The 23,847-nt window shown below is 42.6% G+C and carries 23 protein-coding genes; 14 read left to right on the top strand and 9 right to left on the bottom strand.

The genetic code is table 11. From position 1 onward, the window contains the following. Positions 1-154 precede the first annotated feature (154 nt). From betB to CRO17_RS01005, 5 genes are all read left to right on the top strand, one after another. Positions 155-1,627: a betaine-aldehyde dehydrogenase gene (betB, locus tag CRO17_RS00985; protein ID WP_097038415.1), complete on the top strand. Its 1,473-nt coding sequence runs from the start codon at positions 155-157 to the stop codon at positions 1,625-1,627. A 99-nt stretch (positions 1,628-1,726) separates the two neighbouring features. Further along, positions 1,727-3,412 (top strand): choline dehydrogenase, encoded by a 1,686-nt coding sequence (gene betA / locus CRO17_RS00990; protein ID WP_097038417.1) that lies wholly within the window; start codon positions 1,727-1,729, stop codon positions 3,410-3,412. Between the two features lie 535 nt (positions 3,413-3,947). Then, positions 3,948-4,484 carry a TetR/AcrR family transcriptional regulator gene (locus CRO17_RS00995; protein WP_179636758.1) on the top strand — a complete coding sequence of 179 codons (537 nt, stop codon included), beginning with the start codon at positions 3,948-3,950 and terminating at the stop codon, positions 4,482-4,484. A 4-nt stretch (positions 4,485-4,488) separates the two neighbouring features. Continuing rightward, the gene (locus CRO17_RS01000) at positions 4,489-4,803 is read left to right on the top strand and encodes a DMT family transporter (protein ID WP_097038421.1); all 315 of its coding nucleotides are present in this window, start codon (positions 4,489-4,491) and stop codon (positions 4,801-4,803) included. 12 nt (positions 4,804-4,815) lie between these two features. Beyond that, positions 4,816-5,169, top strand: coding sequence for a DMT family transporter (locus CRO17_RS01005; RefSeq protein WP_097038424.1), 354 nt, complete (start codon positions 4,816-4,818; stop codon positions 5,167-5,169). A gap of 32 nt (positions 5,170-5,201) precedes the next feature. On the opposite strand, the gene CRO17_RS01010 is transcribed toward CRO17_RS01005, so the two are convergent. After that, a complete protein-coding gene (locus tag CRO17_RS01010; RefSeq protein ID WP_097038426.1) occupies positions 5,202-6,206 on the bottom strand; it encodes a FecCD family ABC transporter permease in 1,005 nt (334 codons plus the stop codon). Beyond that, a complete protein-coding gene (locus CRO17_RS01015; RefSeq protein ID WP_097038428.1) occupies positions 6,203-7,198 on the bottom strand; it encodes a FecCD family ABC transporter permease in 996 nt (331 codons plus the stop codon). The genes CRO17_RS01010 and CRO17_RS01015 overlap by 4 nt, the downstream gene beginning before the upstream one ends. A 487-nt stretch (positions 7,199-7,685) precedes the next feature. On the opposite strand from CRO17_RS01015, the gene CRO17_RS01020 reads away from it, so the two are divergent. Both CRO17_RS01020 and CRO17_RS01025 read left to right on the top strand, forming a co-directional pair. Next, positions 7,686-8,732, top strand: a complete 1,047-nt coding sequence (locus CRO17_RS01020; RefSeq protein WP_097038429.1) for an NAD(P)/FAD-dependent oxidoreductase — start codon at positions 7,686-7,688, stop codon at positions 8,730-8,732. A 221-nt stretch (positions 8,733-8,953) separates the two neighbouring features. After that, a complete protein-coding gene (locus tag CRO17_RS01025; RefSeq protein ID WP_179636760.1) occupies positions 8,954-9,412 on the top strand; it encodes a response regulator in 459 nt (152 codons plus the stop codon). A 111-nt stretch (positions 9,413-9,523) separates the two neighbouring features. Here CRO17_RS01025 and CRO17_RS01030 read toward each other — a convergent pair whose 3' ends face one another. Both CRO17_RS01030 and CRO17_RS01035 read right to left on the bottom strand, forming a co-directional pair. Continuing rightward, the gene (locus CRO17_RS01030) at positions 9,524-10,582 is read right to left on the bottom strand and encodes a tartrate dehydrogenase (RefSeq protein WP_097038433.1); all 1,059 of its coding nucleotides are present in this window, start codon (positions 10,580-10,582) and stop codon (positions 9,524-9,526) included. Next, positions 10,579-10,785, bottom strand: coding sequence for a DUF3951 domain-containing protein (locus CRO17_RS01035; protein WP_097038435.1), 207 nt, complete (start codon positions 10,783-10,785; stop codon positions 10,579-10,581). The genes CRO17_RS01030 and CRO17_RS01035 overlap by 4 nt, the downstream gene beginning before the upstream one ends. Positions 10,786-11,180: 395 nt before the next feature. Between CRO17_RS01035 and CRO17_RS01040 the strand changes: the two genes are divergently transcribed. The 4 genes from CRO17_RS01040 (at position 11,181) to CRO17_RS01055 (ending at position 15,703) form a co-directional block, all read left to right on the top strand. Next, entirely contained in the window at positions 11,181-11,948 is a 768-nt protein-coding gene (locus CRO17_RS01040; RefSeq protein ID WP_097038437.1) for a DeoR/GlpR family DNA-binding transcription regulator, read from the top strand. Next, positions 11,948-13,234, top strand: coding sequence for a four-carbon acid sugar kinase family protein (locus CRO17_RS01045; protein WP_097038439.1), 1,287 nt, complete (start codon positions 11,948-11,950; stop codon positions 13,232-13,234). The genes CRO17_RS01040 and CRO17_RS01045 overlap by 1 nt, the downstream gene beginning before the upstream one ends. Before the next feature lie 13 nt (positions 13,235-13,247). Beyond that, complete coding sequence (gene pdxA / locus CRO17_RS01050) at positions 13,248-14,258, top strand: 4-hydroxythreonine-4-phosphate dehydrogenase PdxA (protein ID WP_097038441.1); 1,011 nt, start codon at positions 13,248-13,250, stop codon at positions 14,256-14,258. A gap of 98 nt (positions 14,259-14,356) precedes the next feature. Beyond that, a complete protein-coding gene (locus CRO17_RS01055) occupies positions 14,357-15,703 on the top strand; it encodes a gluconate:H+ symporter (protein WP_097038442.1) in 1,347 nt (448 codons plus the stop codon). A 44-nt stretch (positions 15,704-15,747) separates the two neighbouring features. On the opposite strand, the gene uppP is transcribed toward CRO17_RS01055, so the two are convergent. Then, positions 15,748-16,560, bottom strand: coding sequence for an undecaprenyl-diphosphatase UppP (uppP, locus tag CRO17_RS01060; protein WP_097038444.1), 813 nt, complete (start codon positions 16,558-16,560; stop codon positions 15,748-15,750). Between the two features lie 175 nt (positions 16,561-16,735). Here uppP and ftsW point away from each other — a divergent pair, with 175 nt between their 5' ends. Together ftsW and CRO17_RS01070 are read left to right on the top strand one after the other, a co-directional pair. Continuing rightward, complete coding sequence (ftsW, locus tag CRO17_RS01065; RefSeq protein ID WP_281253800.1) at positions 16,736-17,875, top strand: putative lipid II flippase FtsW; 1,140 nt, start codon at positions 16,736-16,738, stop codon at positions 17,873-17,875. Positions 17,876-17,916: 41 nt separating this feature from the next. Continuing rightward, complete coding sequence (locus CRO17_RS01070) at positions 17,917-19,062, top strand: FtsW/RodA/SpoVE family cell cycle protein (RefSeq protein WP_097040002.1); 1,146 nt, start codon at positions 17,917-17,919, stop codon at positions 19,060-19,062. A gap of 204 nt (positions 19,063-19,266) precedes the next feature. On the opposite strand, the gene CRO17_RS01075 is transcribed toward CRO17_RS01070, so the two are convergent. The 3 genes from CRO17_RS01075 to CRO17_RS01085 form a co-directional block, all read right to left on the bottom strand. Then, on the bottom strand, positions 19,267-20,013 hold the full coding sequence (locus CRO17_RS01075) for an SDR family NAD(P)-dependent oxidoreductase (protein WP_097038447.1): 747 nt from the start codon (positions 20,011-20,013) through the stop codon (positions 19,267-19,269). 83 nt (positions 20,014-20,096) lie between these two features. Further along, complete coding sequence (locus CRO17_RS01080; RefSeq protein ID WP_097038449.1) at positions 20,097-21,785, bottom strand: alpha-glucosidase; 1,689 nt, start codon at positions 21,783-21,785, stop codon at positions 20,097-20,099. A 244-nt stretch (positions 21,786-22,029) separates the two neighbouring features. Beyond that, positions 22,030-22,236, bottom strand: coding sequence for a TRADD-N-associated membrane domain-containing protein (locus CRO17_RS01085; protein ID WP_097038451.1), 207 nt, complete (start codon positions 22,234-22,236; stop codon positions 22,030-22,032). Between the two features lie 223 nt (positions 22,237-22,459). On the opposite strand from CRO17_RS01085, the gene CRO17_RS01090 reads away from it, so the two are divergent. After that, positions 22,460-22,939: a tetratricopeptide repeat protein gene (locus tag CRO17_RS01090; RefSeq protein WP_097038453.1), complete on the top strand. Its 480-nt coding sequence runs from the start codon at positions 22,460-22,462 to the stop codon at positions 22,937-22,939. A gap of 44 nt (positions 22,940-22,983) precedes the next feature. Here the strand turns inward: CRO17_RS01090 and CRO17_RS01095 are convergent, their stop codons facing one another. Then, complete coding sequence (locus CRO17_RS01095; RefSeq protein WP_097038455.1) at positions 22,984-23,721, bottom strand: SDR family NAD(P)-dependent oxidoreductase; 738 nt, start codon at positions 23,719-23,721, stop codon at positions 22,984-22,986. Positions 23,722-23,847 lie beyond the last annotated feature (126 nt).

A 23,847-nucleotide genomic window follows, 5' to 3' on the forward strand; every position in this document is an offset into this window, starting at 1 on the left:
TGGCTGCCATCCTATAAACCCTGCATTCTTAACCAATCTAATTCTTTTTTATCTTTTAATTGGCTTTGACAGTCCTTAGAAGACGTGATATTGTTTAAAACGTTAAATAAATTCTTAACAAAATTAATACTCTTTGAAACTGGAGTTGATACATATGAATCTAAAACTGCAACAATACATAAATGGCGAATGGGTGGATGCAATCTCCGGGAACACACGTGAGATTATCAATCCATTTAACCAAGAGATCATTGCCACTGTTCCAGAAGGTGATGAAGCAGATACAAAGGCAGCCATCGCGGCAGCAAGAGAAGCATTTGATAAGGGAGAATGGTCGTCACTTCCAGCAATTGAGCGAGGAAACCTGGTAAAGAAAATTGCTGATTTGATTGAAAGAGACAAAGAAGAGCTTGCTCACTTGGAATCGTTAGATACAGGAAAAACAATGGATGAAAGTCGCGGAGACATGGATGATATCGCGGGTGTGTTCCGCTACTACGGTGAGCTTATCGATAAAGATGGCGGAGAATTAATAAATTCACCAGTCCCAAACTCGATTAGTAAAGTAGTGCACGAACCTGTTGGCGTTTGCGGTCAAATTACGCCTTGGAATTATCCTTTGCTGCAAGCATCCTGGAAACTTGCCCCGGCTCTTGCGACTGGAAATACGCTAATCATGAAGCCAAGTGAGATTACACCACTGACTACGATAAAAGTGTTTGAACTAATGGAAGAGGCAGGTGTGCCTGATGGTGTTGTAAATTTAGTTCTTGGAGCTGGCGATACAGTCGGCGCTGAGCTTTCTAATAATACAGATGTAGATCTGATTTCATTTACAGGCGGCATTGCTACCGGGAAGAAAATTATGCAAGCAGCAAGCGTGAATGTGAAAAAGCTTGCCCTAGAGCTTGGCGGAAAGAATCCGAATATTATTTTTGCTGATGCAGATTTTAAAGTGGCTGTTGATCAAGCATTAAACGGAGTGTTTTTCCACGCAGGACAGATTTGTTCCGCTGGCACCAGATTGATAGTCGAAGAAAGCATACACGAAAAGTTTGTTAACGCACTCGTGGAGCGAGTGAAGCAATTCAAGCTTGGAAACGGTTTTGACGAAGATACGCAGATGGGACCGCTTATTTCAGCAGAACATCTTGCGAAAGTAGAGAAATACGTAGAAGCAGGGATAGAAGAAGGAGCTACCTTAGTGGTTGGCGGCAAACGGCCAGAAGATCCGGAACTGCAAAAAGGATTCTTCTACCTGCCTACTATCTTTACAGACTGCACAACAGACATGCGCATTGTGCAAGACGAGGCTTTTGGGCCAATTATAACGGTTGAAAAGTTCACGACAGAAGAGGAAGCAATAAAGCTTTCTAATGACTCCATCTACGGACTAGCTGGCGGTGTTTGGACCAATGATATTGCAAAAGCCGAGCGCTGTGTAGCAAAAATGCGCATGGGAACTGTTTGGATTAATGATTTTAACCTGTATTTCCCGCATGCTCCATGGGGCGGATTTAAACAGTCTGGTATCGGACGCGAGTTAGGCAGGCTAGGAATGGAAGAATATACAGAAACAAAGCATATCTTCCAAAATCTTAAACCTGAATCTATTAACTGGTTCTAAACTGATTATCTGAAAAACATTAGCTACTAACTAGAACAAAAAAATGAAGAAGGGTATGTCCCTTCCTTCCAATTCCAACTATCAAGGAGGAAACAGAAGATGAGTGAAACATATGATATTGTCATCGTAGGAGGCGGGAGTGCTGGTTCTGTACTCGGCGGCCGTTTAAGTGAAGATGGGACGAAAAGTGTGCTTGTTTTAGAGGCAGGACGCAGTGACTATGCATGGGACTTATTGATTCAAATGCCGGCAGCATTGCCATTCCCAGCGGGTAAAAGCCTTTATGATTGGAAGTATGAATCAGATCCTGAGCCATATATGAATGGACGCCGTATCAAGCATGCACGAGGAAAACTGCTCGGCGGCTCAAGCTCCATTAACGGAATGATTTATCAGCGCGGAAATCCGATGGACTATGAACGCTGGGGTGCGGATGAAGGTATGGAAACATGGAACTTTGCGCATTGTCTTCCTTATTTCAAACGCTTAGAAAATGCTTTAGGATCACCCGATGATGATCTTCGCGGTCATGATGGACCAATCAAACTAGAACGCGGACCAGCGACGAATCCATTATTCCAAGCATTCTTTACTGCAGCTGTAGAGGCTGGTTATTCAAGAACTCCTGATGTAAACGGTTTTCGTCAGGAAGGATTTGGACCGTTTGATAAGCATGTATACAAAGGACGGCGTCTATCAGCTTCCCGTGCTTATCTGCATCCGGCAATGAAACGTGAAAACTTAACAGTTAGAACACGTGCTTTTGTGAAGCATATTGATTTCGATGGTAAGAAAGCGACAGGATTAACATATGAGCGAAATGGAAAGACACATCAAGTGAAAGCGGGTGAGGTTATTCTCTCAGGCGGTGCTATTAATACACCGCAGCTGCTTCAACTGTCAGGTGTGGGAGATGCTGAACATCTTCGCTCACTTGGTATTAAGCCAGTAGCCCATCTTCCTGGCGTAGGAGAAAACCTTCAGGATCACCTGGAAGCCTATATCCAACATGCATGTCCGCTTCCTGTATCCGAACAGCCTAGTTTAAATAAAGCGCGCATGCCTTGGATTGGTTTGCAATGGCTGCTTGGACGTACAGGACCTGCTGCGACCAACCATTTTGAAGGCGGAGGGTTCGTTCGTTCCAATGAAGACGTTGATTATCCGAATCTGATGTATCACTTCCTTCCATTGGCGGTACGATATGATGGCCAAAAAGCGCCAACGGATCACGGATTCCAAGTGCATGTAGGACCAATGTACTCTGATGCTCGAGGATCATTGAAGATCCGCTCGAAAAATCCGAAAGAGTATCCAAGCATGGTCTACAACTATCTTTCTACTGAACAGGACAGACGAGAGTGGGTAGAAGCGATACGAGTGACCCGCAGAATTATGTCACAACCGGCGATGAAGCGTTACAATGCAGCAGAACTGGCACCAGGTCCTTCTGTTCAAACAGACGAAGAAATTTTAGAATGGGTAAAAGAAGATGCAGAAACAGCACTTCATCCATCTTGTACAGCGAAAATGGGACCTGCTTCAGATCCAATGGCTGTAGTTGACCCAAAAACGATGAAAGTACACGGACTGGAGAATCTGCGAGTAGTCGATGCATCGGCTATGCCTTATGTTACAAACGGTAATATCCATGCACCGGTGTTAATGCTGGCAGAAAAAGCAGCCGATCTTATCCTTGGCCGTAAGCCGCTGGATCCGATTGATGCTGACTTCTATCGCCACGGGGTGCATCCAGCCGATGCGGGAACAGTAACACAATATTGATAATGATATGCCTAAGAAGGTCTCTTTCAAGATGTATTTGCTTTAAAAGCAAAGCATCTAGATAGAGTGCCTTCTTTTTCTATGGAGAAAACAGTATATTCTCCTTCCATCCATAATGTGCAAATGCTAGAGTGTTACCGGATAAAGAAAGGAGAAATGCATTATCGCTCCAGGAGTACTGCCAATATTTATAATTGCGGGTCTGATAGAATTCGTCAGTATTTTATTTTATGTATTTTTACGAGACAGAGGCATGGAAATGGGTTCTTCATACCAGTAACGTTATTGTCGACGGTCTTATTTCTTGTAGGGATAAGACGGAATAATCATAACCGAGGGTAAGTGTGCCGCATCTCATAAAACCTATCCCTTAGCTGACGAAAGGTTGAGCGAAAGAGAATGGATAGACAAGCAGTTTGCAGCCAGGATTTACATATGAGCAGATGTGGTAAAGGTACTGAGTGAAATCAGTACCTTTTTTGTTCATCGATATGCTATAGTTTACTCTACCGTCTGGACGGTTAGGAATGGTGATGTGAATACGAAGGAAAAAATATTAAATGCTACGGCTGAACTTATATTGGAAGAAGGCGTGAGTAACTGCACATTAGCGAAAATTGCCAAGAAGGCAGCTATCAGCAAGGGTGGCCTGTTATATCACTACCATACAAAAGAAGCACTGTTTCAGGAACTTAATTTCGCTGCGATTCGTGAATTTGAAGAAGCAATGGCTCGTCATCTTGCAGAGCAGCCGAATGGCAAGGGAGCTTTTACCAAAGCGTATGCGCTCGCGACATTAGAAGATATTAAGAGAGAAGGTACCCCTCGCAGTACAGCACTTATTTCCATCTTTAGTGATCATCCGGAAATTATGACAGTATGGCAGGATGGTTATACAAGATGGCGGCAGCAGTTTGAACAAGACGGCCTGGAGTGGGAAGATGCTGCCACCATTCGCTTTGTCTGTGATGGACTTTGGTTTAACGAAGTGGCTGGTACGATGCGTGTAGCCGATTTTGCTGCCGACTTATTACACAAGCTGCTTGCACGTATAGATAAAGAAGAGGAGTGATGATGTGGGCTATCTATTCTTAGCAGCTTCTATTCTTTTTGAGGTATTGAGCTCAACGATGCTGAAATTATCGAACGGTTTTAAGCGCGTAGTTCCTGTACTTGTATTAGTTGCAGGATATGGCGTTAGCTTCTATGCACTATCCAAAACGCTGCAAGTATTGCCGCTTGGTATCGTCTATGCGACCTGGAGCGGGGTGGGGACCATACTGACGGTGATAATTGGTGTGCTGCTCTTCAAAGAAAGAATCAATAGAAAAGGTATTTTAGGGATTGCTGTATTACTTGCAGGTCTTGTATTAATGAACTTATCTAAATAAGGAGGAAGGAAAATGAGGGCAGCTCTATACTTAGCAGCAGCAATCGTATTAGAGACAATTGCTTCATCCATGCTGAAAGTGTCAGATGGATTTTCTGTTTTATTTCCATCCATCATAGTCGTCATTGGATATCTTGGAGCATTCCTCTTCCTATCGCTTACACTGAAGTCCATGTCCTTGTCCACAGCTTATGCGACATGGTCTGGTGCAGGTACAGCTTTAACAGCTATGATTGGCGTCACAATCTTCGGGGAAGCTGTGTCCCTAATGAAGTTTGGCGGACTGCTGCTTGTTATCATCGGGTTAGTGCTTTTAAATACACAACATAAAGCAGAAAAGGAAAAAGAAACTTCAGCTTCTAAATAAAAGGGGTACTGCGCAGGCTCGCGCAGTACCTCTTATTTTTTCAACAGTAAATACAGAAAATAGGGGGCGCCAATAAAGGCCACGATAATACCAGCTGGCAGCCCGTCTGCTGTTGTGATATTACGGCCAATTGTATCGGCTAGCAAAAGCAGCCACCCGCCGATTAGAGCAGCGACCGGAATCACGAGCTGGTGTCTGGCTCCGACAAGCGCCCGGGCAAGATGCGGTGCCATCAAACCAACAAAACTGATACCGCCCGCAACCGATACAGCAGCGGCGGCGATTGCTACAGCGGCTATTAATAGAATGATACGGTCCCGATTAAGCTGCACACCAATCCCTACGCCGACTTCCTCACTGAGAGCTAATACATTCAGGCGATTGGCCATATAAAGCGTGAGCGGAAGGATAATGAGAATCCAAGGAATCAAAGCAAGGATAAAGGGCCAATCCGTTCCCCAAATATTCCCCGCCAGCCACTGCGCAATAAAATCAACTTTTTGCTGCTCGGCTGAAGAAATCAACACAATCATCGCGCCAGATAACGCCATGGAGAATCCAACTCCAACTAGAACGAGCCGAACTGGCTGCAATCCGTGAAGCTTGCTGTAAGAGAACAGATAAATGAGGAGAGCTGTAACGAATGCACTGGCAAAACCAACAACCGGCAGGGCATAAGCAAAGCTTCCCGCATCAATCGGCATAAATAAGAAAAATAGTGCAATACCTAATCCAGCTCCGGCATTAATACCGATAATACCAGGGTCAGCCAAATCATTTCTCGTAATCCCCTGCAGAATGGTTCCGGCAATAGCCAATGCCATTCCCGCTAGCAATGTAATAACAATACGCGGAAGCCGCACGTCAAATAACACAAATGATTCTGGAAAAGTTCCGTTACCTACTATTGTCGGCAGCAAGCGCGTATAAGAAAGAGAGGCTGGACCAAGTCCCATGCCGATAACTATAGTTAGAATGATTAAAGCGGTCAGAGCAAATATCACAATAGCTTGTCTGCTTTTCTTAGCTGTTATCATGAGTAAGCTCGACCTCCTCGATGCACGATGAATAAGAAGAACGGCAAACCAAGTGCAGCTACAATTGCCACTAATGGAGTCTCAAACGGTGCATTGACTGTCCGTGCCGCTGTATCGGCAAGAAGCATGAAAGCACCGCCGGCAAAAAAGGATAGCGGCAAAATATAGCGATAATCCGTTCCAGCAAAAAAGCGGACAATATGCGGAATCATCAAGCCAATGAAGGTCATGTTTCCAACTAAAGCAACAGATGCTCCTGCCAGCAGGATGGTCACCAGAAATAATAACGCTTTAATCACAAAGGTTTTCTGGCCAAGCCCCACAGCAACTTCATCACTTAAGCTGAGCAGCGTCAGCTGATGGGAAAGAAATAAGGAAAGAATCGTACCTGCTAACAGAATAGGGATTACAAGCTGCAGCTGCGTCCAATTCACACCGACTAAACCGCCGGCAGTCCAGGCGGATACTTGCTTAGAAAGCTCAAAGCTCAAGCCAATCGCTTCGGAGACAGCATATAACAATGCCGAAACCGCAGCCCCCGCTAAGACCACCTTAACGGGTGACAATCCGCCAGGGCGGAGTGAACCAATACCAAAGACAAGCCCAGCTCCAATTGCTGCACCAATAAAACAAGCAATAATAATGACGGCATAGTTTGCGTTCGGAATAAACGCCATAGCGGCTGCCAGTGCTGCATTGGCACCAGCTGTTAGACCTAGCAGGCCGGGATCTGCTAACGGGTTGCGCGTTAAGCCTTGCATAATGGCACCCGCAACAGCTAAAGCAGCCCCAACAAAGAAAGCCCCTACTTCCCGCGGCAGTCTATTTTCCTGAATGATCAGCATGTTTCCATTTGTTGGACTGCTGAAAAGTGCGCCCCAAACATCACGTAAAGAAACATCTGCAGCACCGAACGATAAAGCCACAAAAAATGCGGCAAGTGATAATAAAAGACCAGCTATAAGTTTTAATGGAAACGATATGTTCTTCATCAGCCACGCATCTTTCTATGTAAGATAAGGTAAAAAGCTTCCTATTAATTTAGGAAGCTCTCATTAAATAGTAATAAAGGTTCAACTGGTGAGCATGTGCAGTGGTGTCATCAGTCTGAAGTTGAAGTTTTAATATGGATTCAATTTCAACAATTGGAATATTCCGTCCGAATGATTCACCAGCAAGGAGCGAGGATGTTATGGTACCTCTGCTGGTCAATTCATAGAATTGTTATACTGTCTCTTCTTGATGCTGTGAATCCGTCCGTTCTTTCATTAAGTATATAAATTTTTACATTATATTAGGGGGGTGCCCTGTTAGGGGGACAGGGCACTAAGGCAATACGATGAGAATGAGAATGATTATCAATCTCGCTTAATTCCATCATAAAGGCACAAAAAGAGGATGTCAACATTGATTTTCAGAAAACTTTGCGATATATTGTAGTGAGAATGATTATCACTATCGGATAGAGGAGGAATTAGTGTGCAGGAAGAGTGGCTGTATGATGTTACGATCATTGGTGGAGGTCCGGCGGGATTATATTCTGCTTTTTATAGTGGATTAAGGCAGATGAAAACGAAGGTTATTGAGTTTCAGCCTTATCTTGGCGGCAAGCTGCATGTATATCCCGAAAAAATGGTCTGGGATGTGGGCGGAATGCCACCCCTTCCAGCAGGAAAGCTAATTGATCAGCTGACAGAACAAGCGCTGACCTTTGATCCTGAAGTGGTATTGAACGAAAAGGTAACAAGTATTAAGCGAAATGACGCTGGCATATTTGAGCTGCATGCAGCAAGCGGCGTAAAGCATTACTCCAAGACAATCATCGTTGCTGTTGGCGGAGGTATCCTCAATCCGCAAAAGCTGTCCATTGAAGGCTGTGAAAAGTTCGAGGTGGCAAACCTCAATTATACAGTAAAAGATATGCAGCGCTTCAAAGACAAAACTGTCATTATTTCTGGCGGCGGCAACTCAGCTGTTGATTGGGCAAATGAGCTGGAGTTGGTTGCCAAAAAGGTTTATGTAACGTATCGAAACGAGTCACTAAAAGGGCATGAAGCATCGGTAGATCGCCTCATGTGCGGCGGAGCTAAGTGTTTCCTTTGTACCTCCATTACAAAGCTGGTAGCTTGTCCGAACCAGCATAATATTGAACGTGTTGAGCTGACAAATCATAAAACGAACGAAATTTTACAGTTGCCGATCGATGAAGTCATCGTTAACCACGGTTATGAGCATGATATGAATCTGATTGAAAACAGCGATGTAGATATTAAGCTGCTTGATAATTATTATATTGCCGGAACACCATGCGGCGAGTCGTCTGTTCCAGGATTGTTTGCGGCAGGAGATATTTTGAAACACGACGGTAAGGTCAACTTGATTGCGGGCTGTTTCCAAGATGCAGCAAATGCGGTTAACAAAGCAAAGCAGTATGTGGAACCTACAGCAGAGAAAATCGGAATGGTGTCATCTCATAACGTATTATTCCAGCAGCGTAACCGCGAGCTGTCGAAGAAGTTAGTGTAGAATAACTAAATCTCATATGAAAATTGTAAGACCAGAAGGATAACATAATTCCTTCTGGCTTTTTTATGTTAAAAACTCCTATTTAGAAACTCGATTTGTTTCCAAGTGAATAAGTAAAAGAAACAGTAGGATACGAATTGCTTAAAAATGTTCAGATATTGTACAGGCTAGAAATATATAGTAGATGCAAACATAATTCTATGCTTGAGAGGTTGGAAGAAATGATTCGTATCTTGATAGTTGATAACAATGGCGTGCTCGTTCAGGGAATCCAAGAAATTTTAAATGATGAGATGGATATGGAAGTTGTCGGAATTTCGAATCACGTTGATGAGATTGTGCAACTTATTTTAGAGAAAAAACCAGAGGTAATGTTAGTAGATACGAATAAACTTAGCTTTAATTCATTTACCACAATCGAATATATAAAATATCGATTTCCAGGTATCAAAATGGTCTTTATGCTTCCTGAAATTAATCGACATATCCTTTTAAAGGGTTGGCAATTAGGAACTTCTGGTTTTCTGTTATATGAATCAGATCCAGCCTACTTTATAGACAGCATCCGCAATATCTTTAGAGAAGAGTTAGTCTTGTCAGGAAAGTTGGCAAAGTTCCTTTTAGATGAGGTATATCGGGATGAAAGAAAGGATTATGTATATGGATATACAATCATTTAGAAAGTGTAAATAATTGATAAGAGGTAATAAAGAATAAAAGTAAAACGCTTAGCAGTGAAGCGGAGAGTACTTGAAACCCTAGGCTGGCTGCAATAGTCTAGGGTTTCTGACTTACAATTTATTAATTCCCTTCAGAATAGCTTTAGTAACATCGTCCGTTCCATACTTCCCGCCAAGATCAGGTGTCAATATTCCTGCTGCAGTCACATCCTCGATAATATCCAGCAGCTTCTCACCGAGTTCTTCCTCACCAAAATGATCCAGCATAAGTTTCGCTGTCCATATCTGACCGAGCGGATTGGCAATGCCTTTTCCGACAATATCTGGTGCAGAGCCGTGTACAGGCTCAAACATGGAAGGGTATTTACCGTTTACATTAATATTGGCTGCAGGCGCAACGCCGATACTGCCCATAATAGCAGCGCCGATATCTGTGAGAACATCCCCAAATAAATTACTCGCAACAATAACATCAAAGCGCTGCGGCTGGGTGACAAAGAAGGCGGCGAGCGCATCAATATGCTGGCTGTCTGTGTTAATAGCCGGATAATCCCGGCTAACAGACTGGAAGACTTCATCCCAGAATGGCATCGAATGAACAATACCATTTGACTTGGTAGCACTCGTCACATGTTTCTGACGCTTGGCAGCCAAGTCAAAAGCATAGCGCATCACTCTCTCTGTACCTCGTCTCGAGAATACAGCATTCTGAATCGCCACTTCATCTTCTCCGCGGAATATTCTCCCGCCGACTTCACTGTATTCTCCCTCGCTGTTCTCCCGCACGACTAACAAATCGAAGTCCTTTGGGCTTGCAAGTGGTGACGTAATTCCTTTTAGCAGCTTAGCGGGTCGAACATTAATGACCTGCTCGAATTCACGGCGTATCTTAATCAGCATACCCCACAGCGATATGTGATCCGGAACGAGTTTCTGATTTCCGACAGCACCAAGAAAGACAGCGTCGGCATCCTGCAGGCGGTCCAATGCATCGTCCGGCATCATTTGGTCATGTTCTAAAAAATATTCACAGCTCCAAGGGTAGTCCGTGAAATCAAATTGCAAACCGCCGTGCAACCTAGCAACCGCTTTCAAAACTTGCTGCGCAGCTGGAACAACCTCCTTGCCGACACCGTCTCCTGGCAAACTGGCAATCTTCAGCTTTTTCATACGTCTCCTCCTTGTTTTGCTTCAATGATTGTTTCTCGTTTTTCTTCATGGAACTCATCCTGTGTAACAGAGGTAATGTAATCAAAGGGTGTATAGCTGTTATCTGGTACTGCTTGAAGACAAAGCAGTTTATAAAGACTGAGGCCGATTAAAAGGATGATACCAAAACTAAATCCGATTGTTAGTAACAATAAAACGGGCATGTGGTCCTCCTCTGAAAAGGCTTACTTCTATTCTACCTAACTAATATAAAATTCCAAAGTCAAATAATCAGCAAATGGTGACAGGAGTTCGGGAGAAGACATGCTCTTCTAGTATTACTGAACTCTATGAACAGCGAACCGAAAGTCCTGGCGGCGGCATCCGAGGAAGTACATACGATGAAAAGAGAAAACTGGATGGAGCAGCTGCTATTGAATACGATTTTCCTTTTATAACGTTCTCCCATTTTACCAGTTGTGAAGTAAATATCCAAGATGCTTGTTATACAACTTGTGTTAAATTTGAACAACAATGCCTAATATTGTTGACAAATAACAATGATATATTTACTATAAATGTAGAAGTTATGTTCATAATGAACAAAAGGTGAGAAATTATGCAGCCAAATGAACGCAGAAATGTAATCTTAGGAAAACTAAATGAAAATGAAAAGATAGATATCGATGCATTAGCAGCGGAACTGAATGTCTCAGCGATGACAATTCGCCGTGACTTAAACTATCTGGAAGAGCAGAAACAAATCATTCGTACACTGGGTGGAGCTATTCTCAACAAGTCACTAGTAGAGGAGTCCTCTTTTTCGACGAAAGAAGGGAAACATTCCAGTGAGAAGCAGCGCATCGCGAAAAAAGCTGCTGAGTTGGTACAGGAACGCTTTACTGTATTGCTTGATTCAGGGACTACAACACTTGAGATTGCCAAACTTCTAAAGAATAGGCGGAATCTCACAGTAGTAACAAATGACATTAAGATTGCTGCTGAACTGATGGACAGTGAAGTCAAAGTGATTTTAACTGGCGGCGAAATGCAAAATAATATCGGAGCACTATTTGGTCCAATTACGGAACAAATATTACTGAACTTGCACGTAGATCTGTTTTTCTTAGGTGCCCATGCTGTGCATCACCAAGTTGGCGTGACAGCTCCAGCACTTGAGAAGGCATATATTAAAAAGCTGATGATTAAATCGGCGCAGGCTACGTGGCTGGTAGCAGATTCGAGCAAACTGGATCAAAAAGCATTTGCGAAGGTTTGTGAATTGAAAGCATTAACTGGCATCATTTCCGATAGCGGAATTGCGAACTATTATCCGCATGAATTGCCTGAGTTATTGGAGGTTGTAGCAGCAGAGGAGGAAGCCTGATGAAGATTGGGGTTATCGCCGATGATCTTACTGGAGGAAATGGTACTGGCGTCAAACTGACAAAGCTTGGCTATAACGTCGCAACGATGGTTTTTTACGACCATCTCCCATCCTCGGATCAGATTAACGGCGTTATCGTAGATACAGACAGCCGCTATGTGAAAGGGGAAGTTGCGCACCGCCGAGTGAAAGCGGTTGCGAACAACTTGAAGAAGTGGGAAACGGATGTTATATGCAAACGTATCGACAGTACAGTCCGCGGTAACATTGGTGTGGAGATTGACACACTACTGGATGAACTTGGGCCGCAAGCGATAGCTGTTATCGTTCCTGCTTATCCGGATTCAGGGAGAATCGTTTCCGGCGGCTATTTGCTCGTACATGGTGTGCCGGTTCAGCTTTCTGATGTAGGAAAGGATCCGGTTAAGCCAGTAACGGAATCACATGTTCCGCAGCTGGTAGAAAAACAGAGTAATTATGCAGTTGCCAGCATTGGTTTAGAGGTCATATTAGCAGGCAAGGAAGCAATTGAAAGGAAAATGAAGGATTCCATACAATCTGGCGCCAGGATTCTAGTACCAGATGTGATTACAAATGAAGACATAGATGCCGTTGCCGGGGCTATGGCAGAACTGGATGACTATCAAATGATCCCTGCTGACCCCGGCCCGCTGACAGCTGCATTTGTTCGGGCTTTCAGCCGGAGAAGAATGAAGGACAAGAAAATTGTCGTCACGATTGGCAGTGTTACCTCAAACAGCTCAAAGCAGCTGCAATACTTAATTGATAAAACGAATATCCGGCCTATCTACGTTGATTCTAAGAAACTGGCAACTGTAGATGGTGTGTGGGATGAAGAAGTAGACCGAGTGATTGCGTTAGCGAAGCAGGAAATGAAAGAACAGGATATCCTGCTCATCACAACAGATGCACCTGGAACAGAGATTCTCGATTTAAAAACACTAGCAGAAAACCAAGGAGTGAGTCAGGATGCACTGGCAAAGCGGATTGCTGACGGGTTGGGCAAGATTACAAGAGTAGTAGTCCAAGATAGTGAATTCGAGATCGGCGGGTGCTTTTCTAGCGGCGGAGATGTAACCGCTTCCCTTTGTTCGATATGCCGGGCAGAAGGTATTCAGTTATTGGATGAGATTCTCCCGCTAATCGCCTACGGCAAGTTCATCGGCGGCTATCTGGACAGTATTCCGATTGTAACCAAAGGCGGGACAGCCGGCGGAACAAAAGCAATTTATACAAGCATTAAATATTTGGAAGCAACATTCTAAGGGGGATACCAACATGACAGAAAGAGCTATTATCGCAATTCCGATGGGTGATCCGGCAGGTATTGGACCAGAGATTACAATGAAGTCACTGGCAAAGCAGGAAATCTATGATGTTTGCAAACCGCTTGTCATAGGAGATACAGCTGTTATAAAGAAGGCTATTGAGATTGTTGATGCGAATCTTGCAGTTAATGAAGTATCTGCCCCATCTGAAGGAAAATACGAATTAGGTACAGTCGATGTGATTAATCTGAACAATATCGATATGAAAAAGCTGGAGTATGGCCAAGTCTCTGCACAGGGCGGCCAAGGTGCTTTTGAATATATTAAAAAGTCTGTGGAACTCGCAATGGAGAACCAAGTACAAGCGCTTGCCACAACACCGATCAACAAGGAATCGTTAAAAGCAGCGAAAGTGCCGTATATCGGGCATACAGAGATGCTGGAGGATTTAGCCGGCTCGGATGATCCGCTTACCATGTTCGAAGTGAACGGGATGCGTATCTTCTTCCTTACACGCCACCTCTCCTTAAAAGATGCGATTGCGCAAATGACAAAGGAAAGAGTACAAGATTACTTGGTCCGTTGTGATAGAGCATTGCAGCGACTCGGAGTAGAAGACCGCCGTTTTGCAGTAGCAGGCTTGAACCCGCATAGCGGAGAAGGCGGCCTGTTCGGCTGGGAAGAAGTAGAGGAGATTAAGCCTGGTATCGAGCTTGCAGTCAAAGATGGTATCAATGCTGTCGGACCAGTACCAGCTGACTCGGTCTTCTTCCAAGCATTAAACGGAAAATACGATGCGGTACTTTCCTTGTATCATGACCAGGGACATATCGCAGCTAAGATGACAGACTTTCACAGAACGGTTTCCATCACGAATGGCTTGCCATTTCTCCGGACATCTGTTGATCATGGGACTGCATTTGATATCGCTGGAAAGAACATTGCTGAAAGCATCAGCATGGAAGAGTGCATTAAGGTTGCGGCCCAATATGCACCGAATTTCACACGCACGACATTATAAGCAAACAACATATGGGAGACAAGGAAGGTTTAATTTCATATCTTTCTTTTCTCTCGATTTAAATGAAAACACTTACAAACTGATTGTGGGGTATCATCATGCCATTACTAATTATCGCATTTGGTGTTATTTTATTGCTGATCTTTATTATGGGATTAAAGCTAAACACGTTTGTTTCCTTAATTATTGTTTCCTTTGTTGTCGCTCTGCTGCTCGGTATGCCAATGACTGATATTGTCAGTTCCATTGAAGCTGGTTTGGGAAGTACGCTAGGACATATCGCGCTTATATTCGGTATGGGAGCCATGCTTGGCCGATTGATTGCGGATGCCGGTGGTGCCAATCGTATTGCAAACACACTGATTGATAAATTCGGTCAAAAACGCATTCAATGGGCGATTCTATTTGCGTCGTTTATCGTTGGGATAGCATTATTCCTGGAAGTAGCAATTGTCTTGCTCATTCCGATCATCTACTCTATTGCAAAAGAGATGAAAGTATCAATTGTTTATCTTGGATTACCGATGGTGGCAGCTGCCTTAGCAACGCACGCATTTTTGCCGCCTCATCCAGGTCCAACCGCAGTTGCAGCGGAATATGGTGCCAATATAGGTTTGGTACTTCTTTATGGCATCATTATTGCAATTCCTACTGTTATTCTCTCGGGAATTCTCTTTCCGAAGCTTGCAAAAAATATTGTACCTTCAGCTTTTACTCGTGAAGGCAGCGCATCCTTTGGTGTAGCAAAATCATTTAAAGATGACGAGATGCCGGGATTTGGAATTAGTGTGTTTACAGCTCTATTCCCAGTTATCCTCATGGGAATCGGAGCTATTGTGGATATCATTAAAGTTGAACAAGTGATTCCTGATAATATGTGGACAGATATGGCTGCTTTTGTGGGTAACGCTTCAACAGCTATGGTAATTTCTCTATTAGTGGCGATATACACAATGGGGATAAGAAGAAATATCTCAATGAAAAAAATGATGGATTCTTGTGGTTCAGCCATTAACTCCATCGGGATGCTGCTTTTAATCATTGGCGGCGGCGGTGCTCTGAAGCAGGTGTTAATTGACGGAGGCGTAGGTGACTATGTTGCCAGCATCTTTGCTGGTACATCTTTATCACCAATTTTCTTTGCATGGCTGGTAGCGGCTATTCTGCGCATCTGTCTCGGTTCAGGTACAGTCGCGACACTGACGACTGCAGGTTTAGTTATCCCATCTCTTGCGACAATGCCAGATGTAAACCTAGAGCTAGTTACACTCGCAACAGGTGCCGGGAGCGCTATTGCTGCGCACGTCAATGATGCAGGCTTCTGGATGGTAAAAGAGTCTCTCGGTATGACCCTGAAAGAAGCTCTTGGTACATATACGATTCTTTCTACAGTTGTGGCAGTAGCAGGGTTGGCATTCACGATGATTCTCGATATCTTCATTTAAAAAAAATCCCGGAAAGCAGATGCTTAACCGGGATTTTTGCATACTTACAGAAGAAACAGTGTGATGATTGCTAGTAGGAAACAATAGATAGCGAAATAAATCAGTTTCCCTTTCTTCATCACGTCGATGAACCATTTCAAAGCAAAATAGCTTGCTACAAGTGAGGCGACAAATGCAAGAGCATAAGCAATTAGCATGTCACTTGAGAAATCTTGTCTAAGCATATCTGGAAGCTCCAGGACACTTGCGCCTAAGCTTACAGGTATATAAAGCAAGAAAGAGAACATAAGGGCAGTGTCACGTTTTAATCCGATCAGCATAGCAGTTACTACTGTAGCTCCTGAACGACTTACACCGGGAATTAAGGCAACAGCTTGCCCTAGGCCGACAAGCAGCGCTTCTTTCCAAGTCATTGCATGTCTGTTCTTCGTGCCTTTCAGATTCCGGATGAAGAATAGTGAGAATGCTGTAACCAAGAGAGCAATACCTACGGTGATAGTACTTTTTAGATGCTCTCCAATAAAGTCATTAAATAATAGTCCTAATAGAGCCGCAGGGATTGTACCAATAATAAGATAGACAACCAATTTAAAGTCATCTTTCGTTGATTCTTCCCTTTTACTTATGTAGCTAATAGTTGATGTAATTAACCGAATGATATCCTTCCGGTAAACTAGCATAACAGCTAGAAGGGAAGCTGTATTAACAACTACTTCGAAACTTAAGTCCTCAACTCCCAATCCGAATAAATCCTGGGCAATTATCAAATGTCCGCTGGAGCTAATCGGGATAGGTTCTGATATTCCTTGAATAAGGCCTAAAATGAAATACTTTCCGAGTAAAATCCATAAATCCATGATTTGTTTCCTCTCTTAACGTTTCCGACTTTCTTTCTACTTGCATACCATATAGAATTGTTGATTACTTGTCAATCTTTTACTAGAAATTTATCGATATCGTTGACAAAATGTCAACAGTGTCGCTATGATGATGAAAGCCGGTTTATCTTAGGCTGACGTATTATAATTGGAGATGCTCGATGTGTTAGGGAAAGTTAAAAAAATAGATAAAACCTATCTGTTTTTTATTTTATGTATTTGTCTATTTGGATTAATTATGGTGTATAGCGCTAGTTATCCGCTAGGGTCTGCTAAGTATAATGATTCTTCGTATTTCTTTCACAATCAAAGAATGTCCTTATTTATTGGGCTCTTCGCTATGACAATTGGGTTCTTTCTCCCCTATAGTCTATATCGTAAATGGAGCCCAGTTCTCGTCTTAGGCTCGATACTAATGTTAATACTTGTGCTTACACCGTGGTTTGGAGAGATGCGAAATAGTTCGCAGCGCTGGCTGCAGATTGGTCCTATTGTCCTTCAGCCAGCAGAGTTCGTTAAGCTTACAATTGTCATATATTTTGCATCGATTTTTGGCAAGAGAGGAAAGACGTTATCTAACTTTAACAAGGATGTATTACCTCCGCTATTGGTGTTAGGTGTGGTATTCTTACTCATCCTGTTGCAACCAGATTTAGGCACCGCTACTTCCATAGCGCTTCCTTGTGTTTTTATTATGCTTTGTGCAGGGATAAAAAAGCGCCATATACTTGCAATCGCTGCGTTTAGTGTTAGCGGTGTGGTTTATTTAGCTGTATCTGCTCCATATCGGTTGGCGCGTGTTCTATCTTTTCGCGACCCATTTAATGATCCAGATGGGAAGGGGTATCAGCTTATCAATGGATATGAGGCAATTTCTTCGGGCGGTGTGCTGGGAAGAGGAATAGGAGAAGGGATCCAAAAGCTTGGTTTCCTTCCTGAAGCACACACGGATTTTATTATGGCTGTCGTACTTGAAGAGTTAGGCATTCTAGGGTTGGCCGTCGTTTTTTTTCTGTATTTTGGACTGCTCTTTAAAGGTGTGTCCATTGCTTTGCGAGCAAGAGACTCTTTCGCTACCTTGCTTACCATTGGACTTTTGTTTCAGATAATGGTGCAAGCAGTTTTTAATTTGGGTGCCGTTTCGGGTCTTTTACCGATAACAGGTATCCCATTACCTTTTATTAGTTATGGCGGTTCTTCTCTTATCGTAAATCTATTTTCGATGGGAATTATCTTGCAAGTATCATGTAATTCAAAACATATCAGTATGTATAGGATAGAAAGCAGGCGTTAATTGTGCTTGGCAAAAAATTAAGACTGCATGAATTAGATAAAATGATTATTATTTTATTAGGTATTCTATGCGGTGTGAGTATACTATTTATATTCAGTACACAATCCAGCTGGCACTTTGGTGCACAGAACTTCGCGTTAAAGCAAGGCATCAATTATATAATTGGTTTTATTTTGCTGTATTTTTTTCGATTTCTAGACTTAAATCAGCTTCGTACGCTGTCATGGCCATTTTACTTTTTTACAGCACTATCTTTAGTTATCCTGGCTATTGCTCCAGAATCAATAGCCCCTAATATACTTGGTGCGAAAAGGTGGTTCAGCATCCCTCTTTTAGGATCCATTCAACCATCTGAGTTTTTCCGAATTGCTGTAATTTTAATCGTAGCTAAATTGATTTTCGAGCATAAAGAGAAGCATTTGAGCCAGTCAATACAGGGAGATTTTTTGCTTATTGGTAAGATTTTAATTGTAATTTTAATACCTAGTCTACTCGTCTACCAGCAGCCTGATACAGGGATGGTCATGCTGTACTTGTTTGCGATATTAGCAATGTTAGGGATGGTTAAGCTTCATAAAGCTGTTGTTACAATAGGCATATTAATTCCAATGCTGCTTGTCAGTACAATTGTGTTTTTGTTTCTGGTTAAACCAGAACTAATTTACGATGACATTATCCCGAAACTCAAACCTCATCAGCAGGAACGTATTATTGGCTGGCTGGATCCCAGTGGTAACAGCAACGAGTCATTTCAAAGCAGCAGATCCATTCTAGCTGTTGGTACAGGTGGGCTGACAGGAAAAGGGCTAGAAGGAGGAAATGTGTATGTACCCGAAAAGCATACAGATTTTATCTTTGCATCCATTGCGGAAGAAGGCGGGTTTCTAACCGGATCCGTTGTTATCTTGCTGTTCTTTCTATTAATTGTGAGGATTATAGACATAGGTATAAAATCAAATGATGCGTATGGTACCTATATTTGTGCGGGATTGGCTTTAAGCCTGACAATTCAAATCGTCCAGAATATTGGTATGGTTGAAGGTATGCTTCCAGTTAAAGGTATTGCGCTTCCCTTCCTGACATACGGAGGCAGTTCCTTATTTTCAAATATGATACTTTTAGGAATTGTTATGTCAGTTCGTAATACATATGGTCATCAGTTTTTTGGGAGCAGTAAAGTGTCCTGACAAAGTTTGTTCTTACTATAGAAAAAAAAGAGGGACTAATCTCAAAGGCTGAGACAAATAAAAACGTTAATCCTTATTGTAATAACGTTTTTATCCAAACGAAACAGCCAATCACCAATACAATTATCGGCAATTGGCTGTTTGAAGTTGTTGATCCCCTGTCTCAAAAACGGAAGGACAGTTCCAAGATTGCAGGTTTTTACGTTATTGTGCCAAGTAACCGCCGTCTATTACAAGTGTTTCGCCAGTTACAAAGTCATTTTCTGTTAAGAATACAATTGCATGCGCGATTTCATCGGCTTTACCGAGACGGCCGATTGGATGTTTTGCTACAAGTGAGTCATAGAAATCACCAAGCGCTTCTTTATTCATCATACCAGATTCTACAAAACCTGGATTTATAGCATTTACGCGAATACCTTTATCAGCATATTCCACAGCTAAAGATTTAGTTAGTGTATTCACTGCACCCTTACTAGCGTTATAAGCAAATGCACCAGGCTGAGCTACAAATCCTAAGATAGAAGACGTGTTGATAATAACACCGCTGCCTGATTTCAGCATATTTTTTATAGCGTATTTAGATGCTAAGAACATACCGTCCTGGTTAACCGCAATGACTTTACGATAGTCTTCATAGGACAGCTCATCAGTTGGTCCCATTTCATTACCAATGCCAGCATTGTTAACAAGAATATCAACTTGACCATAATGGGAAATTGTTTGATCGATTAAATTCTTAATTGAATCTTCGTCCGCGGCGTTGAACTCGATAAACAGTACATCAGCGCCAGTTTGTTTCAGTTTATCTGTTTCTTTTTGACCAGCTTCCGCGTTGAAATCTGCAATAACTACTTTTGCACCTTTTTTTGCATAAGCTTCCGCTGTTGCCAGTCCGATTCCGGATGCTGCACCTGTTACAATTGCCACTTTACCGTCGATTGCTGTCATAAATACTACCTCCAATGTAATGGGTCATTTATACTGCAATTCAATCATAAACTAAATTTTAGACTAATCAAATATTAGAATTGTTAACTATCATTCCTGTATTTATACACAACTGCTTCAAAAGGTCTTAATCTATCATCCTTATCCACATGTGGATAATTTCTAATCACACATTGCTTTTTATCCCAATCTTCCACACACTCCCTGGGGATATCGTACAATGCTTCTTTATCGGTCATATTAAGCAAGATAACCCATTCTTCCTTATCCAGCCGGCGAATGTAACCAATAAGTTGATCATGATCATTTAGGATAATTTCTAATTCGCCATAAACCATGATTGGATTCTCTTTTCGCATTTGAATAAGCTTCCGATAAAACTGCAATACAGAATCGGGATTATCTATACCTGCCTGAACATTAATTTCACTGTAATTCGGATTAACTGGCAGCCATGGGTCTCCGCTTGTAAAACCTGCGTGACGAGAGGTATCCCATTGCATTGGTGTTCTGGCATGATCCCGGGTGTTCTTTTTAATCCTTTCCATAATCACGGTTTTCGATGCACCTTGCTCTGTTACCTTAAGATTATAGTAGCTGCGAGCTTCTTGTTCCTGTATGGAGTCAATCGAGTCGAAGTGAGGATAATTCGTCATCCCCAACTCTTCCCCTTGAAAGATAAACGGCGTCCCGCGCAAGGTGTGCAGCAAAACAGCCAGCAGCTTTGCTGAAGGTATACGATACTTGCCATCATCTGCAAATGTAGAAACCATTCTTGGAGCATCGTGATGACTCAAATATAAGCCGAACCAGCCTTCGTTGTCACCGACGTCTTTTTGCCATTTGCGCAGTACTTCACGGAAATCAGGGACAGACCACGTTTTACTTTTATATTTATCCTTTTCTTGATTAGCAAGCTCAGCTGCCTCACTGGATAACACCATATCCAATTCTTCTCGGTCGGGCTTCGTATAGTTAAGTACATCATGATCATGTACAGCGGAAGTTTCTCCAGCTGTGAAAAATTCAAAATCCTGTTTCAGTTCACTGATCATCTCGTGCAGATTATCATGAACATAGGGACCATTCTTAAAATATTTCTCGCCTTTAGCTTGGAGTTTATCTTTATCAGAATCAGGAAAACGGCGATCTTTAGAAATAACATTCACAGCATCGATGCGGAAACCGTCTATCCCTTTTTCGAGCCAGAAACGCATAATCGCTTTCATTTCTTGACGTACCATGGGGTTGTCCCAATTCAAATCCGGTTGCTTGTCACTATATAAGTGTAAGTAGTACTCCTCTGTTTGCTCATTCCATGTCCAGGCAGAGTGACCGAGATGGGAAGTCCAATTCGATGGCGGGCTGCCGTCAGACTTTGCTTGTTGCCATATATAATAATCATGGTACGGGTTATCTTTGGATGTCTTAGCTTGCTGGAACCATTCGTGTGCTTGGGCGGTATGATTGGGAATAAAATCTAGAACAAGTTTGATATCGCGCTGGTGAAAAGCGGTCAATACAGAGTGAAAGTCTTCCATAGTTCCGTACTCGGGCTGAATTGCACGATAATTCTTCACGTCATAGCCATGGTCAATGTTAGGGGAAGCATAGATTGGCGGCAGCCAGATGGCATCAATCCCGAGGTAATCGAGGTAATCTATTTTTTCTAGAATCCCTCTTAAGTCGCCAATCCCATCGCCGTTACTATCTTTAAAACTGCGCGTATACAATTCATAAATAATGCTTTCCTTCCAATACGTTCTCTCCATTTCATCACCTATCTTCCCAGTGTCTTTTGCAGGACTATTCCCTTCCCTCCGTAAAAGCATGCAAATAAAAAAACGCCATGCTAAATAGCAAAGCGGGTCAGTTTCGGATTTTCTTGAAGATAAGGATACACGCAGCTGCTGCAATTCCTGCCGCAACATATGGAGAGATTTCTAGCTTTACTTTGATAGAAAGTTTCATTATCTTTACCTCCAGTAAAAATTACCATGCTTCTCTCTCTAAAGCTTATTGCTCAGATTGTTCTTGTGGCTTGGATTCCTTCTTTTTTACTTTGCGATATAACAGCATACCTGCTAATCCATAGATAAGCCCGAGCGCAGCAAAAGCAATACCCAAGTAGAATTTATCAGTAGCCCAAATCATAATTCCTATTCCTGCGAGAATACAGATCAGGCCGAGGAAGATAATATAAAGGGCGTTTTTCTTTAACATAAACAGCCTCCTAAACGCGTTTAAACTTGTACTATTATAACAGAAAGCTTGCGTATTTTCGGTGTTATCTAGGAATATCTCTCGCTTTTCGATAAAATAGAAAGCAATAAGAAGGCGTCAAAACTATAGACGTCATGCTTAATTCAGGATCTCAAGCAAACCTAGGTATAATTTGGTTATACAAATAAAATCCAAGCAGTACTGACGAAGGAGGAATCTGGACATGAAGGAACTTGCAGAGGCAATTGCAAAACGGGAAGCAGGTAATCATACAGAAGCTAATAAGCAATTGGTGCAATTAGCAGCAGCCAATCCAAATCATGCGGAAACGCACTATCAATGTGCATGGAGTTTTGATGTGCTGGGGCAGGAAAGAGCTGCGGTTCCTTATTATGAACGGGCAATTGCGCTAGGACTGCCAGCGGAGAAAGCAGAAGGAGCCTACCTCGGCTTAGGAAGTACGTACCGAGCACTAGGGGAATATGAGGAAGCGGAGAAAACGTTGAGGAATGCCATAACGTTATTTCCGGAAAATAATGCACTCCAGGTTTTTTATGCTATGGTGCAATATAATCGCAAGCAGCACGGAGAAGCCATGCAAATTCTCTTGAAGTTGCTGGCGGAAACAAGTTCAGATGAAGAAGTTCAGATATATCAAAAGGCAATTCGTTTTTATGCGGATAACTTGGATGCGGTTTGGTGAAAAAAAGAAAGCCCATCTCCATATTAGGAAATGAGCTGGATTCGTTATTGTGCTGTATAACCGCCATCAACAATTAAGCTGTTACCGGTCATATAAGAAGAATCATCAGAAGCTAGGAATAAGACAGCTTTCGCCATTTCTTCCGCTTTTCCAAGACGCTTCATTGGTGTCATCGTCGAAAGTGTCGCTTTGTCATCTTCCGGGATGATTGGCGTATCAATAAAGCCAGGGCATAGCGCGTTAATACGGATGTTTTTCTCTGCGTATTCCAATGCAAGCGAACGTGTCAGGTTCACAACACCGCCTTTGGCTGCGTTGTATGCTGCGGAACCAGGTGAGCCGACCCAGCCGTACATAGAAGCGGTATTCACGATTGCGCCGCTGCCATTCACGAGCATACTGCGAAGTGCTTCGCGAGCTACAAGGAAGACACCGTCCAAGTCTACATTTACTGTGTTGCGCCACTCAGCATAATCTAAATCGTGGGTTGGATGTACACGGCCAATTCCGGCATTGTTGAAGACGATATCGATTTTGCCGAATGTTTCGGCTGCTTGCTTGAATAAAGCTGTTACTTCTTCTTCTTTTGTGATGTTAGTCTTAACAAAGATTGCGTCCGTATTGTTCGCCTTTAGCTCTGCTTCAACTTCTTTACCTTTTTCCTCGTTCAAGTCAACAAGAACAAGCTTTGCACCTTCTGATGCGAAAAGGCGAGCCGTAGCGGCGCCAATTCCAGAGGCTCCTCCCGTGATTAGTGCTACTTTATTTTGTAATTTCCCCATCGTTATTTCCCCCAGTATAATTGAAATAAATCGGTTACAATTAAATTGTAATACTTTGATTAAATATCTCAATCAGTAGCTGAACAGCAAATGTCTGCTAATTAGACAGATAAATCGATATTGTTG

The sequence above is a fragment of the Terribacillus aidingensis genome (assembly GCF_900215625.1).
GTDB lineage: Bacteria > Bacillota > Bacilli > Bacillales > Amphibacillaceae > Terribacillus > Terribacillus aidingensis.